The following is a 14,574-nucleotide window of genomic DNA, read 5'->3' as shown; positions in this document are numbered from 1 at the left end:
AACCCCTCACGAGTTCGAATCTCGTATCCTCCGCCAGTGCCTCACCGGGCACGACGTCGAAGGGCCCCACCGCTCGCGGTGGGGCCCTTCGACGTGTGTGGTCGCGGTTTTGGTTGCGGTTGCCGCTGGACGACAACTCCTTCCACGGACAGTCACTCCCCAGCGCGCCCTTTCGGCCCATGGACCCATGGGCCCGTCCAGGTTCGCCGGAGACTCGGCGATGGGTGGATCAGGTCGCGGCGGTCAAGGTCCGTAGTTGGGCCAGTGTCTCGTGGATGACGTCGCCCAAGGCGCGGTCCTCGGCGGCGTTGACCCATCGTTCGAAGGCGACGCGGAACACGGCGACACCGGTCTCGGCGGCCAGACCGGCCTCGGCCTCGTCGACACCCCGCCGTCGCAACCCGTCGGCCACCGCGACCGACATGGATGTGAGCTTGATCAGCTCGCGTTCGCGGAGACTGGCGTTGGCCATGATCACCGTCTGACGCATCCGTGCGAGGTCGCGGTTGTCGCCGATGACCTCGGCGGCGGCGCAGAGCGCGGCCGCGACGGCGTCCAGCGGCGGCGCTGTGGCCGGTGCCGCCTCCAGGGCGGCGAGCGACTTCTCCTCCACTTCGGCCGACGCGTCGAAGAAGACCTCGCGCTTGTCGGCGAAGTGCCGGAAGAAGGTGCGGGCGGTGACGCCCGCTCGTTCGGCTATATCGGCCACCATGGTCTGCTCGAAGCCACGTTCCAGATAGAGCGCCAGCGCGGCCTCGCGCAGCCGACTACTCGCCCCAGGCTCCCACCGTCCCATGCCGCGAGTTTAGGCGATCTCACCACTTGGTGACGCTCCGTGCCGACGTGATCTCATCACTCCCCCCTGATGTCATCGAGTGACATCAGGAGTGGTACGGTGATGTCACTTGATGACATCACTCTTCGGAGGTCTCGAATGGCAACGCTGAAGCGCATCCAGTACCACCGGTACGGCGGGCCTGAGGTGTTGCGGCTCGAGGGCTTCGAGCCCGCACGGCCCGGCGCCGGCGAGATCCTGGTCCGGGTACGGGCGGCGGCGGCCAATCCGATGGACTGGAAGATCCGCAACGGCGATATGAAGATCATGAGCGGCCGTGGCTTCCCGCGCGGGCTGGGTCACGACTTCGCAGGCGTCGTCGAGGCGGTCGGCGACGGTGTCACCCGGCTCGCCGTCGGCGACGCGGTGCTCGGCGGAGCCGGCATCAAGGCGTCGGGGGCGTTCGCCGAGATGGTCCTTGCCGAGGAGAAGGCGGTCGTGAAGAAGCCGACGGAACTCTCCTTCGAACAGGCCGCCGCGATCCCCACCGTCGGGCTCACCGCCTTCCAGGCCATCACCGGCAAGGGGAAGGTGCGGCCCGGGCAAGCGGTCTTCATCCACGGCTGCCTCGGCGGAGTCGGCCGGGCCGCCGCCCAGATCGCCATGGCGCGCGGCGCCTCGGTGGGAGGCAGTTGCCGCGCGACCGCCGCACAGGAGGCGTACGACCTCGGCATCACCCCGGTCGTCGAGTTCGACTTCGACCCCGAGGCGCTCAGCGGACGGTTCGACCTCGTCTTCGACACCGCCGGTACGCTCCCGATCAAAGCGGCGCGGACGTTGCTGAAGCCCGGCGGCCGCATCATCGACATCACTCCCACTCCCGCGAAATTCGCGAGGAGCGCGCTGCCCGGGCCCTTCCAGGTCATGATCGCCCAGCCCATCACGAGGGACCTCGATGAGGTCGCGCGAGCCGCCGGGGAGGGAACACTGCGGCTGCCGATCGCTCGCACCGTACCGCTCACCGAAGCGATCGCGGCGCTCACGGAGCTCGAACGCAACCGCACGCCCAAGGGCGGCAAACTCGTCATCGCCGTCGGCTGAGCGAACCCCGGGCCCACGCGTCGGGGGCCGGCCGCCGCGCGCGGTCGGCCGAACCGGTGCACCCAGCGAGATGCGCCGTCCCAGGGGCGGGGATGGGGGAACGGGACCGGGGGGACGGGACCGGGGGCACGGGACCGGGGGACGGGACCGGGGGCACGGGACCGGGGGACGGGACCGGGGGCACGGGACCGGGGGACGGGACCGGGGGCACGGGACCGGGGGACGGGACCGGGGGCACGGGACCGGGGGACGGGACGGGGGGTTATCCCTACCGGGTTCGGGCTCGCTACCCGGATGGTCCGGTGGCTCGTGAACAAACAGGGTGGACGCATCCGGATCTACGAACGAAGGAAACCCTGGATGTTCAGCTTGAAGTCGGTTCGCCGCCGTGGGGCGCGCATCACCGCCGTCGGCGCTCTCGCCGTCGCGTCGTGCGCCGCCCTGATGACCGGCAGCGCCGAAGCGATCGTCAACGGGACCGATCCCACGGAGCGCTACCCGTTCATGGCGACGATCCCGGAGTCGGCCCCGAAGCACGGGCTGTACGACGGCAACTGCGGGGCGTCGCTGATCGATCCGCAGTGGGTACTGACGGCGGCCCACTGCGTACAGGGCGACGGCCTCGAACTGGACGGCACCGTCCGGATCGGCAGCGAGGAGCGGAAGTCCGGGGGAACCGTCCGGGCGATCGAGCGGACCGTCGTCCACCCCGGCTATGTGAACGGTGACGGGAAGGCCGCCAACAAGGACGACATCGCGCTGGTCCGTCTGGACCGCCCGGTCGCCGAGAAGCCCATCCGGATCGCGGAGCGGGCCGGACAGCCCGGCACCCCGACCCGGATCCTGGGATTCGGCACCACCGTCGACACCGAGCTGAAGTTCCCGGAGCGGTTGCGGGAGCTCGAGACGCGCAGGGGCGCCGACGCCGAATGTGCCCCCGGCTATGCGGACCGGACCCGGCTGTGCACGATCAGCCGCGTGCCCCAGGCCATGGCGTGCTTCGGGGACTCCGGCGGACCGCAACTCCAGAAGGGCAGGCACGGACGGTGGGAGCTCGTCGGAGCCACCTCGGGTCCCGGCGCCCCGGGGGTCGCGTGCTCGGCCGGGCCGGGCCTCTACACCAATGTGCCCGCCTACGCGGGCTGGATCCGGGAGACCCTCGAGCGCAGGGCCTGATGTCTGAGAGCCGCCGGGCTCCGTCCGTGCGCGGGCCAGGGGGAGTTGCGGGCCGAACCGTACTCCGCCTTGTGCCCGCGAACGGGGGGGCGTACTGCCCGGAAACCACTTGGCCGAACGCCCTTCGTGGGCGGTACGTTGACCGCCATGACCAGCAACCGAAAGGGCCATGCCGCGTAGGCGCCCATCAGCCCTGCGGGGCGACATTCCGGTCCGTGTCCCGAGGCGTCGGCGGTATCCGCCGATCGACCGCCTCTCCGGTTCCTGCGCCGCCGATCTGCGTCGGCTCGAACGCACCCGCTTCTGGCTCGAGGCGATCGAGGAAGCCTTCTGGCACTGGAGGACCCTGGCCCACGGTCCGCTCAGAGGTGTGACCGACGCCTTCTGGGGGCCTCGGTGCGAGATGTATGAGTGTGGCTGCGATCCCGGGTCCTTTCGCGACTTCCTCGAGACCGCGCTCCATGCCCTGCCCAAGAAGAGCGCACGCGAGTTGCGGGTGCTCGTCCTGGCCCTCGACGCCAAGATCGCGGCGAGGGCCAGGATCATTCCCGTGGACGCTCCGGACAGCCCGTGGTGGCGGAGGCAGGTCTGAAGGGCGCGCCCCTCTCGGGGCAGGTCAGAGCGGGAATGCCGCGCGTGGGCCCCTCTGAAGATCACTGGATCCGAGGCCAAGTGTTTCCTACGGGTCCGTCACCAGCGACCGTACGCGGCGGCGTCCGTACGCGGTGGCTGCTCAGGTCGACATCCCCGTCAATAGACCCAGCGAGGTCATTACAAGGAAGACACCGCTCCAGACCATCCCGTGCCGTATGCAGCGGTACTTGATCGAAACAGTCCGCGACAGCGTCATGAACTGGCTCAGGTCTCGGTCCAAAAGATCAGTCCGCTGTACGGCGACCGACAGTAGCCGCACCGAGGCCGTCAGGGTCGCGTCCCCGAAGTAGTGCGCACGCAGGCGCTGTGGGGTTCCCGCACGTGGCGCCACCGCCAGTCCCAGCATCACCAGGGACGGCACCCACGCAGCGCAACCCGCCCAGAAGAGCGCCTGCGGCACCCAGGAGTAGTGCTGCGGTGCGATGCCACCGCCACTGATCGCTCCGAGGAGTGCGGTGAGCGCCACTCCCAGAGCGGTGAGCATGACTCCCGCCTTACTGTCGGCTTTCAGCAGTTCCTCCCGGGTCTCGCTGAGCAGAACACGCACGAGTTGCCCCCCGCGCCCGGCTTCCGAATCTCCCCTACGTGCAGCCATGCTTCTCCCCTATGAGCGTCCAGAGGCTGCCCCGGGGCCACGCCCAGGGCAGCCGCACTGCTCCATGTGCCGCCCGGGATCGGTCAGACGGAGGACGTACGCCTCAGCTCGTCCTCCAACGAGTTCACCGCCTGCCGAACCCGAATGTGCATCGCCGCTGTGTGCTCACGATGGGCTGCCTCGGACTCGGCCCGGCTCCGCCTGACCTCCTGTTCGATCGCGTCCTCGGCAATCTCGATATCCGCCAGGGCCCGGCGCTCCGCCAGCCGTGCCTTCTGGCTGTGGATGGTGACCGCGCTGTTGCTCTCGATCGTGAGCATCCGTTCGTAGGCGCTCTCACCGCTCAGGAACTTCACCAGCACCGGCAGTGCGTCGAGGAGCACGAAAAGCCCGCGGACAAGCCATATGCCGACGAAGAGCACGCCGTTCCCGCTCGCGAGCCCGTCCAGGCTCCGCATCCGCTCCAGTACACCGATCTCCTTCTGCTTCGCACGCTCCTGGTCGATACGCTGCTCGATCCGAGAAGCGCGAGCCTTGAGGAAAGTGCCACGCGAGGTCGTCAGCTTGCCCTCGATTTTCGAGATGCGACCGTTCATGGCAGCCAGTCGCCGCTCGCTCTCTTCGGTTCGATGGGTGGACCGATAGTCCTTCGCCTTCTCACGCAGTCGCAGACATTCGGAAGTCCGCTGCAGCAGCCCCGTGGACGCGTTGCGGATCAGCTGCCGACACTCGTCCCGGACCTCCGCGTCGAGGGCCCCCAGCGTCTTGGTGTCCTGGTCCACCCGCTTCTGCAGCGCGCCGGCGTCCGAACGGAGCACCGCGAGTTCGTCAGACCGCCCACCCGGCGTCGACCCGAAGGACAGGATGTACCGGCCGCAACCCGCAGGCGTCGTGGCGGCGGTTCGGGATGGTACCGGGTTGCAGCGCACAAGGTCACTGCGGAGTTGGTCAACGGCCCGGTTCCGATCGTCCATGATGCGCTCCTCCACCGCGGTCGCGAAGATACGCAGCACCAGTGGCTCGGCGACCACGGCCCCGAGAAACAGGGCAATCGTCAGTCGCAGCAGGAGCGGGCCCACCCGGCGCCGCGCGTTCGCCTGGGGCGTGATCAGCCAACGGTCCAGATTGAGGACGAACAGCATCCAGATCACGGTAGGGATCAAGGCCAGAACCGAAACCCTGCCGAGGGCTTCAGTGGCGAAGTTCCACATGGAGAAGGCAGCGATCACGGAGGTGCCCAGCACCACGCCACCGAGCGCGGTGTACTTGCTCCGCTCGTATCGCACCCTCTCAAGCAGGTCTTCGTCGACGCCGGTCAGGGTACGCAGCCGCCACGCGAGACGGAGACGCCCGGAACCGGGCTGGTCGGTGGTCGACGCGTCAGTCAACGAGATCGTCCTCATCCTTGACGAAGCCGTCGTGCGGGTGGTCGCCCGGCTGCCTGGGCACCTCCAGCAGTCTCCGCTCGCCGGTCAATTCCACTTGGCCGGAGCCACTGGCGCCGAGTTGTCCGCCCGTGTCGGCCAGTAGCTGTTCGAGGACCTGGTGGTAGTCGACATAGGTGCCGCTGTCGGCCATCTGCCGCAACAGGGTGAGTACCATGTCACGCCGCGTCTGGGCATCCGCCGTCTCCCGCATGCGGACGTGCTCCCGGTCCTCTTGAGAGGCTTGGTGGCGCCGGACTGTTTCATCCTCGGTGGTGCGATGGATACGGGCCGCGGCATCAGCCACGTCGATGCGGTTCCGGGTGATGCCGAACGCGTCCGCGTAGTCCGACCCCTGTGCAAGCAACTCGGCGACACGATGCGTTTCCTGCGTCTCGAAGTCGCGCTGGCCCCGGCGGAGTTCTTGCGAACGGCGCTCGTCGCGTAGTTTCTGTTCCCAGTTCCGCAGATCATCCGAGGCGTGCACCTCGGCGCTGATGAAATCAACATTCATGCCCGCGACGCGCGGCGCCACGATCGCGCTGTAAGCGGTCATGCGGTGGGTCACCTCCCGGCGCACCGCGTTGACCTCCTCCACACGGTGCCCCGCGCTCACCCGGGGCAGCTCGGTGTCGCCTGCCAGATAGGCGCGCAGTGGGACCGTCACGTCGACGATGCCCTGCCGGGCGATGATCGTTGGATCCGTCACTTGACATGCGAAGGACGCCCTGATCGTGAAGCTGTCGGCCTCGCTCACCGACGGAACGGTGCGCTCGACCTCGACCATGCGCGCTCTGACGTCCACCAGGCTGACCGATGCGGCATCCACAACATCGGGGTGGGAGGAATCGAACACCATGCCCTCGGGAAACTGGCGGTAATTCCCACCCACCCTGAAGACGTAGACCGCGCCCGGCGGCAACGGAGGGAGATCGTCGCGGCGGCGCCGACGCGACCACCAGCTTCCTTGAACGACGCCCAGCCCCTGCTCGGCCACTACGGGGTAGTTCACGTGCTTCGCCCTCCTCGAGCTGAAGAAACGGAAGAAATCGGCGGGGCGGACAGCAAGGAGGAGCCGGCCGGGCGACGTCCGGTCGGCGGTCGGCTTTTCAGCGACCCGAGTAGCAGGCGTGCGATCTGATGGGTGCCGGGGATCGCGAAGTCCGGGTGGCGCAGAGCGCTCGACAGGTCATTGCGGAGCGCCTCCCACTGCCGTGACGTCATGTCGCGGCGCATCGCCTCTCCGAGAGCCGTCACCGAATCGGCCACAGCGGGGTCGCCACGCAGTGCCACCAAGGTCCGACACAGCGCGCCGACGGCTCTTCGACGGCAGACGCTGAGCAACACACTGGTCCACAGCGAACCGAGATGGCGTGCGCTGTCCGGGTTGCCGCGCAGCAGGGCTGCCGCGAGCGGACCAGGGTCCTCCAGACCTTCCGCCTCGAGTATTTGCACTGTCATCCGCAGCGCGCTGGAACAATCTCTGGAACGCTGTGACGTACTGGCGATCACAGTGCGCACATACCGCAACGTGAACAGTGCTCGGGCAGGCTCCCGTTCTGCGCTCTGTAGAAGCAGGACCATCGACCGGCGCGCAGCAGCCGCCATCCGTTCGCCGCGACGTGCCAGGAACCACAGCCAGTTGAGCGCCTCCAAGCGATAGAGCGAGCCAAGCCGGCCGGTGAGTGCCATGGCCGTTGTGACGGCCCTGGCCGGACCCTTATTGTCCGCCCAGCTCAGTGCGATGTTCAGTGTCTGGGGCGCCAGATGCTCGTCATCGCACATGAACTGGAGGGTGAGAGCGGTGGTCACTCTCTGGCTGGCGACACCGTCTGCCCAGACTTGAAGCAGGTTCTCGTCCACCTCGGCCAACGCGTGCCGGGCGAGCAGGGCGACGCCCCGAGCCACCTCGGTGCGCATGTCCAGGTCACCCGTTCTGGAGAGCTGGCTCAGCCACTGACGCAGTGGATACCAGAGTTCATATCCGTACAGATTGTGCAGCTCAGCGATGACCAATTCGCGGATACGGGGGGATGCGAAGACAATCCGCCGTTCGCTGCGGCTGGCATCCTGCCCACGCCCAGGCCGCCGCTCGACGCGCACGAGTCCGGTCGCCCGCTCCTGCCACCGGGCACGAGTCTGCTCGAAGGTCACACCGCGCAGCGTCTTGGTCGGTGAAGGGTCCTGCTCTGCGGCTGGGGCCTCGCCTGTCAGCTCCCAGTCACGCACGTGGAGGCCGAGTTGGACGGACGCCTCCTCGAAGTTGCGTTCCGGGATGTCTTCCAGGAACGCGAGAGCCGCCAGTGGCAGCAGATCGCCCGCGGTCGGTTCCTCACTGAACCAATTGCGGACGGTCTGCTTCGCGCTGTCCCGGAGTATCTCCAAGACCGCTTCCGCTCCGTCGCCGAGCGCTATGGCCGCAGCGACAACATCTGCCGGGCGGCGCAGCTCCCGCACCCTGTCGAGCAGTTCTGACGCCACGTCCGAGGACATCGGGGCAGGAGGAAGAAGGTCAATGCAGTGGTGGTAGAGGTCCAGGGGATCAGGTGCGTGCCACTGCACGCAGTAGTCAGCCAACGCGAGACGACGCCGCGTCGCCTCACCCGCTGTGATCACGAGATACGTCCCCTTGCGGCGCAGTTCCTCGCTCAGTCGGCGAATCTCGAAGGCTTGCACCGCGTCCACGTTCATCTCGCCGACATAGTCGAGAATCACGTACCCCTGGCCGGGCTTGATGGCGTTCGACGCGGCCAGATCGGCGAGCGAGTTGGCGGGAGAAAGGCTCCGCAGGTCGGCGTCCTCGCGCGTCATCTCTCGGAGCAGCGCGAACGACCCCGCTCCGCGCCCGGTGTTGTCCTGACCGGCCAACACGACGATGTGCTCCGAGCGGAGCCTGCCGAGCGCCTCATCGAAGCATGGCTGAGGCCGGAGGTAGTACTGCAATGTCCTGGCGATCTCCTTGGCATCCACAGTGCCGGGCGCGAGCCCGGGAGTGGATGCCTTGCCGAAGCCGAACGCAGCGCCAGACGCGTCAACCGTTCCGTAGAAGTTGTTGTAGACGCGCTGGCCCAGGACGCGGCGCAGGTCGTCGTACCCCCTGCCGTCCTCCTCCCGCTGGTCCAGCTCCTTCCGCTTGCCAGTGTGAGGTCCGGGCTGCGAGGTGGCGTCCTCATCCGGCTGCCGTTTCGACCCGGGACCCTCCTGCTGCTGGGCGAACCCACTCTCGGGCCCGCGGGCCGGTTGTACGCCGAACCCGTCCGGCGCCTCAGGATCCTCGACATCATCAGCCATCTGCGCTCCCGAAGCCGACGACACCGCCGCGCAGGTCCACCGGTGCGGCGAAGTTGTTCACGTTGATCCGCTCGCCCCGGTAGTCATGACGCACCATGCCTCCTTCGGGGCCGTTTCCGAGGGGAGGCTGCGACTGGTGGTCCGCTCCGGATCGGCTGGGGGTGGCGGGGCGCGCATCACCCTCAGGAACCCGGAGCCAGGCGTCCGACTCGTATTCCTTCTCCCGGACGGTGACGCGCCGGAAGTCCGTGGTGGACAGGGTGGTGTGGCCTCCGACCACGACTGACCGGTAGACGTCGTCGGACAACAGCAGCACGAGGTCCGCGCCCTCGTCCGCCTTGAGCGCGTCGTAGAGATGATGGGAACTGAGCAAACGGGCAGTGGTCACCACCGCGGCGCCGGCGAGTCCGTTGTCGGCCAACTCCACCGGGCCATGATGAATGGCGGCTCGCAGCCGCATCCGTGCAGCGGGCACCCTCAGCCCGTTGTATGCCCGAAGCTGGGACACGAGGTGTCGGATAAAGTCGTCGACCAATCTCGGTTCAGTGCCGTCCATAGGATGGACGGCCAGTTCCTCGTCACCCTTCCGCTGGATATGCCATCGCGAACGGTCGAGTCCCATATCCGCGGCCGCCTGGGAAAGCAACCGCGGTAGGTCGTGCTGGATTTCGGACTGCCTACGGTCGTTGTTGCCTCCATATGCCTGTACATCCACGGCTATACATGTGCAGGGGTAGAACCCGGACCACTCGGCCACCCGGCCATTCCTCTCTGTGACGGCGCTTCCCTGGAAGCGCTGCCCGAGAGGCTAGGTGAACGGACGAGACCCAATCCCGTATCAATACGGGTTCTGGGCAACTACTTTGGAGAATTCCAGCAGTCTCGGAACGTCACGGACGGTTATCTGCCTGTAACGGCGTTCCAACAGTCCTCGATGTGAAAGCTCGGCGAGCGCCTTCTCAGCGGTCGGCAAGGCCAGCCCAGCAAGCGAGGCCAGTTCCGACTGCGTGAGGGTTACGCCGAGCTCGATTTGCCGCCCACCGCTGTTCGGCACGGTGCGCCCATATGCCTGACTCAGCTCCACGAGCACGCGCGCCAGCCTGGTATGCGAGTCGTATGCCCGAAAGTCGATACGGCGCTGATTGGCCCACCGTAACCGGGCGCACAACATGCGCACCATGGCCTTCGCCGCATCCGGGTGCCGCGCGAGCATGGACTCGAGAGTCGCCAAGTCGATAATGCGTGCGGTGACTTCACTGCATGCGATCACGGTGCCGGACCGGGGACGTCCTTCGAAAGCAGCCATCTCCCCGACGAGATCACCGGCCACACGTACGGCGAGCAGCATCTCGTAGCCGCTTTCCGAGCTGGCAACGACTTTGACGACACCACGAGTGATCAGTAGGACATGTCGGCATTCATCGCCCTGGTGGAGCAGCGTCCGGTGAACTGGATAGACCATCGGAGTCCCCTGGCTCATGACGTCCTCCAGGGTGGTGCTTCGCAACCGGCTCAGGAAAGTGGAAGGCGGCCACGCATAACTCACCCGTACCTCCGGCTGTCTCATCTACGACACGACGCACCCTTGAAGTGGCCAGACCATGCTGCCGTTGAGGCGCGGGAAGGCAAGGGCACAGAACACATATGGCTTGTTCCTGACCTGGCGCCACTCGCTGATTGAACGTCCACGCCAGAACGGACGGTCGGCGCGAGGTAAGGAAGCCTGGTGGGCGAATGCTCAGGCGGCGTGGCGGTCGCGGGTCAGGTAGAGGCCGGTGGCGGTGCCGATGGCGGTGAGGCCGGTGACGACGCTGACGACGATCTGCTCGGTGCCGGTGAAGGCGAGGCTGGAGGCGGCGTTGACGAGGACGGCGAGGGTGAGGACCAGCCAGAGAAGGGGCTTCATTGTGGGGTTCCTTTCGCGGGGCCCTTCGTGGGCCGTGGGGCCCTTCGTGGGCCGTGGTGTCGGCCGGTGTCGCGGCCGTTCCTTGTCCGAGCTCTACGATCCCGGTTCCGCGCCGCCGTCTCGATGGGCCGCGCCCCCGATTCCAGGGTGTAGCGCGCTACACCCCCGCTGCCGTGAACCCGCCCCGTCACTTAGCCTGACCGCCATGCGGGAGACGGTGTGGCGCGCGGGGCGGGCCTCGGTGGAGTTGCTGCGGGGGGCGGGGATCTCCCTGGCCTCGTATCTGTTCATCGGGGTGGCGGTCTTCGCCGCCGTCGCGATGCTCACCGTCGTGGGCGCGGGGGTGCTGCCCGAGTCCGTCCTGCTGGTGCGCAAGACGGCCGGGTACAAGCGGCGGTGGGTGGGCGCCTGGACCGGTGAGCCGGTGCCCGAGGCGTATCAGCCGCTGAACGGTGAGGTGTTCGCGCGGGTGCGGACTGCGGTCGGGGATCCGGGCACGTACCGCGATCTGCGCTGGCTCGGGGCGCACGCGGTCTACGGCTGGCTGCTGGCCTGCTGCGCGATGCCGGTGTGGGTCATCGGGCTGATGGTCGACGGGGTGTGGTGCGGGCTGCTGAAGCAGCGGGCCGTGGTGCTGCCGCTGATCGAGCGGCTCGTCGACCTCGACGCGGCGTGGTCGCGGGCGCTGCTGCTGCCGTCGCCGGAGGCGCTGCGCACCGCCCGGCTGGCCGAGCGGGTGGCGGAGCTGTCCGAGACCCGGGCGGGCGCCGTCGCCGCGCACGGGGCCGAACTGCGGCGCATCGAGCGGGACTTGCACGACGGTACGCAGGCGCGTCTGGTGGCGCTCTCGATGCGGGTGGGGCTGGCGCGGCGCGCGTACGACAAGGACCCCGACGCGGCGCACAAGCTGCTGGAGGACGCGCAGGACCAGGCCGAGGAGGCGCTCACCGAGCTGCGCCATGTCGTGCGCGGCATCCATCCGCCGATCCTCACCGACCGCGGGCTCGTGGGCGCCGTAAGGGCGCTCGCGGCCGGCAGCGGGCTCCAGGTGTCCGTGGACGACGACGGGGTGGAGGACGGGCCCCGCGCCCCGGCGGCGGTCGAGGCGGCCGCGTACTTCGTGATCGCGGAGGCGCTGACCAACGCGGCCAAGCACAGCGGAGCCGAGCGGGCGTCGGTCGAGCTTGTGCGGAGGAAGGATAGGTTGAGGGTCGCGGTACGGGACGAGGGGCGGGGCGGGGCCGATCCCGCGGGCGGCAGTGGGCTGCTGGGCATGCGGCGCCGGGTCGCGGCGCTGGACGGGACCGTGGAGATGACCAGCCCCGCCGGGGGGCCGACGCTGATCGAAGTGGAGCTGCCGTGCGTGTGGTGATCGCCGAGGACAACGCTCTGCTGCGGGAGGGCATGGTCCTGCTGCTGAACTCCGCCGGGCATGAGGTGGTGGCGGTCGCCTCCAGCGGCCCCGAGGTGCTGCCCGCCCTCCTCGAACACCGTCCGGACGCGGCCGTACTCGACGTCCGCATGCCGCCGGGCTTCCGCGACGAGGGGCTGCGCGCGGCGCTCGCGGCGCGGCGGGAGATCCCCGGGCTGCCGGTGCTGGTGCTCTCGCAGTACGTCGAGGAGACCTACGCGACCGAGTTGCTGGCCGATGGCGCGGGCGGGCTCGGCTATCTGCTGAAGGACCGGGTGGGGCGGGTCGAGGAGTTCCTGGACGCGCTGGAGCGGGTGGTCGCGGGCGGTACGGCGCTCGATCCCGAGGTGGTCAAGGAGCTGATGACGCGGCGCCGTGACGATCCGGTGGACGCTTTGACGCCGCGCGAGCGTGAGGTGCTGCATCTGATGGCGGAGGGGCGGGACAACGCCACGATCGCCCGGACGCTGGTGGTCTCGGAGCGTGCGGTGAGCAAGCACATCGGCAATGTCTTCGCGAAGCTGGGGCTGCCGCCGAGTGACAGTGGGCATCGGCGGGTGCTGGCGGTGCTGGCGTATCTCAACAAGGGGTAGGGAGAGGGGGCTCCGGCCCCTCATCCCTGCCGGGGCTCCGCCCCGCACCCCGCTCCTCAATCGCCGGAGGGGCTGGAAGACCCCGCCGGAGGGGCTGGAAGACCCCCCCCGGAGGGGCTGAAAGACCCCGCCGGAGGGGCTGAATCACCGGGGGTACCGGCCCCGCAGCGTCGTCCACACCGGGGGCAGCGACCCGGCCGCCGCTGTCACCACCACCACCGAGACGATCAGCGCGGCCTGCACCGGTGGCAGGTATGGCAGTGTGCCCGCCATGGCCGTGCTGAAGGCCAGCAGTGGTACGGACGCCACGGCCGCCCCCACCACCAGTCCGGTCACCACCGTGGCCGCGGCCTCCAGGCGGAGCATGCGGCGCAGTTGGCGGCGGCCCGCGCCCGCCAGGCGCAGGAGCCGTAGCTCGGGGCGGCGGCCGGTGGCGATGAGGGCGAGGGTGCTCAGGACGGCGATCACCGTGAAGCCGCCGACGGCACCGACGACCGCCACCGAGACCACCTCGGCCAGCGCCTGCTCCGCCGCCTCGCCCCGTACCGGCGCGGGGTCCCGCTCCACGCGGGCCCCGGGCACCGTACGCGCGAGCGCCTTCGTGACGGCCTTACGGTCGGCATCGGGCGCGGTCGCGACCAGGACCCGGCCCGCGTCGGGCAGGGATGTGTGGCGCAGCAGATCCTCGCGGGAGAGGAGGAAGTCCCCGAGCGCGAGCGAGCGTTGGTAGGTCGCCACGACCCGCAGCCGGGCCTCCTGACCGTCGCCGAACCGCAGGGTCACCGTGGAGCCGGGCCGTGCGCCCAGGGAGTCCGCCCGGTCGGCGCCGACGGCGACCGTGCCGGGCCGCAGCCGGGCGAGGTCCCCGTTCCGCACCCCCAGGTCGAGGGTGTGGGTCAGCCGCTCCGGGGTGACGCCGAAGACCGGCAGCCGCTCCAGTTCGGGCGTACCCAACTGGCTCCGCGCGAGGAGCACCGTGCCGGGGACGACCTCTGTCGCCGCCCGTACCCCCGGGACCGCGCGGATCCGCTCCACCGCCCCGGCCGGGAGGCCGCCGTCCGCGCGCACCGCGAGATCGGCGCGGAGCACCTGGCGGGCCTGGGCGTCCCCCGCGTGGGTCATGGTCGCGCCCCCGGCGAGCTGGACCCCGGCGAAGGCGGTGACCAGCACGATCGGGGTGATCGCCGCGCCCAGCCGGTGGGCGGACGCGGCGCAGTTGGCGGCGGCGAGACGGCCGCCGGGGCCGAACAGCCGCAGCGGAGCGCCGAGCAGCCGCATCGCCCCCTCGGCGATCCACGGTCCGAGCACCGCGCAGGCGATCACCATCGTCACCGCCGCCGCACCGGCCGCGGCCGCCGCGGTCGCGCCCTGCTGGAGGGCGGCCGTTCCGGCCGAACTCGCGCCCACGAGCAGCAGCACCAGCCCCGTGATGCGGCGCGCACTGCCGGGTGCCCGTTCGCGCAGCGCCTCCGCCGGGCGCAGCTTGGCGGTCCCGGAGCAGCCGATGAGTGCCGCGATCCCGGCCACCAGGACGGTGACGGCGGCGGTGACCAGGGGCACCGGCCACAGCAGCGGGGGAAGCGTCAGCTCGAGTCCGGTGGGCAGGGCGCCCCGGGCGTCCAGCAGCGCGCGCAGCCCCAGGTACGCG

General features: G+C 69.3%; 14 protein-coding genes. 5 read left to right on the top strand and 9 right to left on the bottom strand.

Going from position 1 to position 14,574, the window contains the following annotated elements; all coding sequences use genetic code 11:
• Positions 1 to 229: 229 nt before the first annotated feature.
• The gene (locus tag KN815_RS21800; RefSeq protein ID WP_216343628.1) at positions 230 to 796 is read right to left on the bottom strand and encodes a TetR/AcrR family transcriptional regulator; all 567 of its coding nucleotides are present in this window, start codon (positions 794 to 796) and stop codon (positions 230 to 232) included.
• Between the two features lie 138 nt (positions 797 to 934).
• Between KN815_RS21800 and KN815_RS21795 the strand changes: the two genes are divergently transcribed.
• The 3 genes from KN815_RS21795 to KN815_RS21785 all read left to right on the top strand — a co-directional run bounded on the left by KN815_RS21795 (position 935) and on the right by KN815_RS21785 (position 3,644).
• The gene (locus tag KN815_RS21795; protein WP_216343627.1) at positions 935 to 1,876 is read left to right on the top strand and encodes an NADP-dependent oxidoreductase; all 942 of its coding nucleotides are present in this window, start codon (positions 935 to 937) and stop codon (positions 1,874 to 1,876) included.
• Between the two features lie 360 nt (positions 1,877 to 2,236).
• Entirely contained in the window at positions 2,237 to 3,052 is an 816-nt protein-coding gene (locus KN815_RS21790) for a S1 family peptidase (RefSeq protein WP_216343626.1), read from the top strand.
• 169 nt (positions 3,053 to 3,221) lie between these two features.
• The gene (locus KN815_RS21785) at positions 3,222 to 3,644 is read left to right on the top strand and encodes a hypothetical protein (RefSeq protein ID WP_216343625.1); all 423 of its coding nucleotides are present in this window, start codon (positions 3,222 to 3,224) and stop codon (positions 3,642 to 3,644) included.
• Positions 3,645 to 3,785: 141 nt separating this feature from the next.
• Here KN815_RS21785 and KN815_RS21780 read toward each other — a convergent pair whose 3' ends face one another.
• The 7 genes from KN815_RS21780 to KN815_RS21750 all read right to left on the bottom strand — a co-directional run bounded on the left by KN815_RS21780 (position 3,786) and on the right by KN815_RS21750 (position 10,922).
• A complete protein-coding gene (locus tag KN815_RS21780) occupies positions 3,786 to 4,253 on the bottom strand; it encodes a Pycsar system effector family protein (protein ID WP_253209157.1) in 468 nt (155 codons plus the stop codon).
• 131 nt (positions 4,254 to 4,384) lie between these two features.
• Positions 4,385 to 5,689: a DUF4407 domain-containing protein gene (locus tag KN815_RS21775; protein ID WP_253209156.1), complete on the bottom strand. Its 1,305-nt coding sequence runs from the start codon at positions 5,687 to 5,689 to the stop codon at positions 4,385 to 4,387.
• The gene (locus KN815_RS21770; RefSeq protein ID WP_216343622.1) at positions 5,682 to 6,737 is read right to left on the bottom strand and encodes a hypothetical protein; all 1,056 of its coding nucleotides are present in this window, start codon (positions 6,735 to 6,737) and stop codon (positions 5,682 to 5,684) included. Before KN815_RS21770 ends, KN815_RS21775 begins: the two co-directional genes overlap by 8 nt.
• A complete protein-coding gene (locus tag KN815_RS21765) occupies positions 6,734 to 9,016 on the bottom strand; it encodes an amino acid adenylation domain-containing protein (protein ID WP_216343621.1) in 2,283 nt (760 codons plus the stop codon). Before KN815_RS21765 ends, KN815_RS21770 begins: the two co-directional genes overlap by 4 nt.
• A complete protein-coding gene (locus KN815_RS21760) occupies positions 9,009 to 9,638 on the bottom strand; it encodes a nucleotidyl cyclase domain-containing protein (protein WP_253209155.1) in 630 nt (209 codons plus the stop codon). Before KN815_RS21760 ends, KN815_RS21765 begins: the two co-directional genes overlap by 8 nt.
• 216 nt (positions 9,639 to 9,854) lie before the next feature.
• Entirely contained in the window at positions 9,855 to 10,523 is a 669-nt protein-coding gene (locus tag KN815_RS21755) for a Crp/Fnr family transcriptional regulator (protein ID WP_253209154.1), read from the bottom strand.
• A 231-nt stretch (positions 10,524 to 10,754) separates the two neighbouring features.
• Complete coding sequence (locus KN815_RS21750; protein WP_216343619.1) at positions 10,755 to 10,922, bottom strand: hypothetical protein; 168 nt, start codon at positions 10,920 to 10,922, stop codon at positions 10,755 to 10,757.
• 205 nt (positions 10,923 to 11,127) lie between these two features.
• Between KN815_RS21750 and KN815_RS21745 the strand changes: the two genes are divergently transcribed.
• Together KN815_RS21745 and KN815_RS21740 are read left to right on the top strand one after the other, a co-directional pair.
• Complete coding sequence (locus KN815_RS21745; RefSeq protein WP_216343618.1) at positions 11,128 to 12,294, top strand: sensor histidine kinase; 1,167 nt, start codon at positions 11,128 to 11,130, stop codon at positions 12,292 to 12,294.
• On the top strand, positions 12,282 to 12,926 hold the full coding sequence (locus tag KN815_RS21740) for a response regulator transcription factor (RefSeq protein WP_216343617.1): 645 nt from the start codon (positions 12,282 to 12,284) through the stop codon (positions 12,924 to 12,926). The genes KN815_RS21745 and KN815_RS21740 overlap by 13 nt, the downstream gene beginning before the upstream one ends.
• Before the next feature lie 144 nt (positions 12,927 to 13,070).
• Here the strand turns inward: KN815_RS21740 and KN815_RS21735 are convergent.
• Positions 13,071 to 14,574, bottom strand: a 1,504-nt coding sequence (locus KN815_RS21735) for an FtsX-like permease family protein (protein ID WP_308403666.1), incomplete at its 5' end; no start/stop codon positions are given.

The organism is Streptomyces niphimycinicus, from assembly GCF_018883605.1.
Taxonomy (GTDB): domain Bacteria; phylum Actinomycetota; class Actinomycetes; order Streptomycetales; family Streptomycetaceae; genus Streptomyces; species Streptomyces niphimycinicus.
Note: the sequence above shows the minus strand (reverse complement) of the source record. Positions and strands in the feature narration are given on the sequence as shown.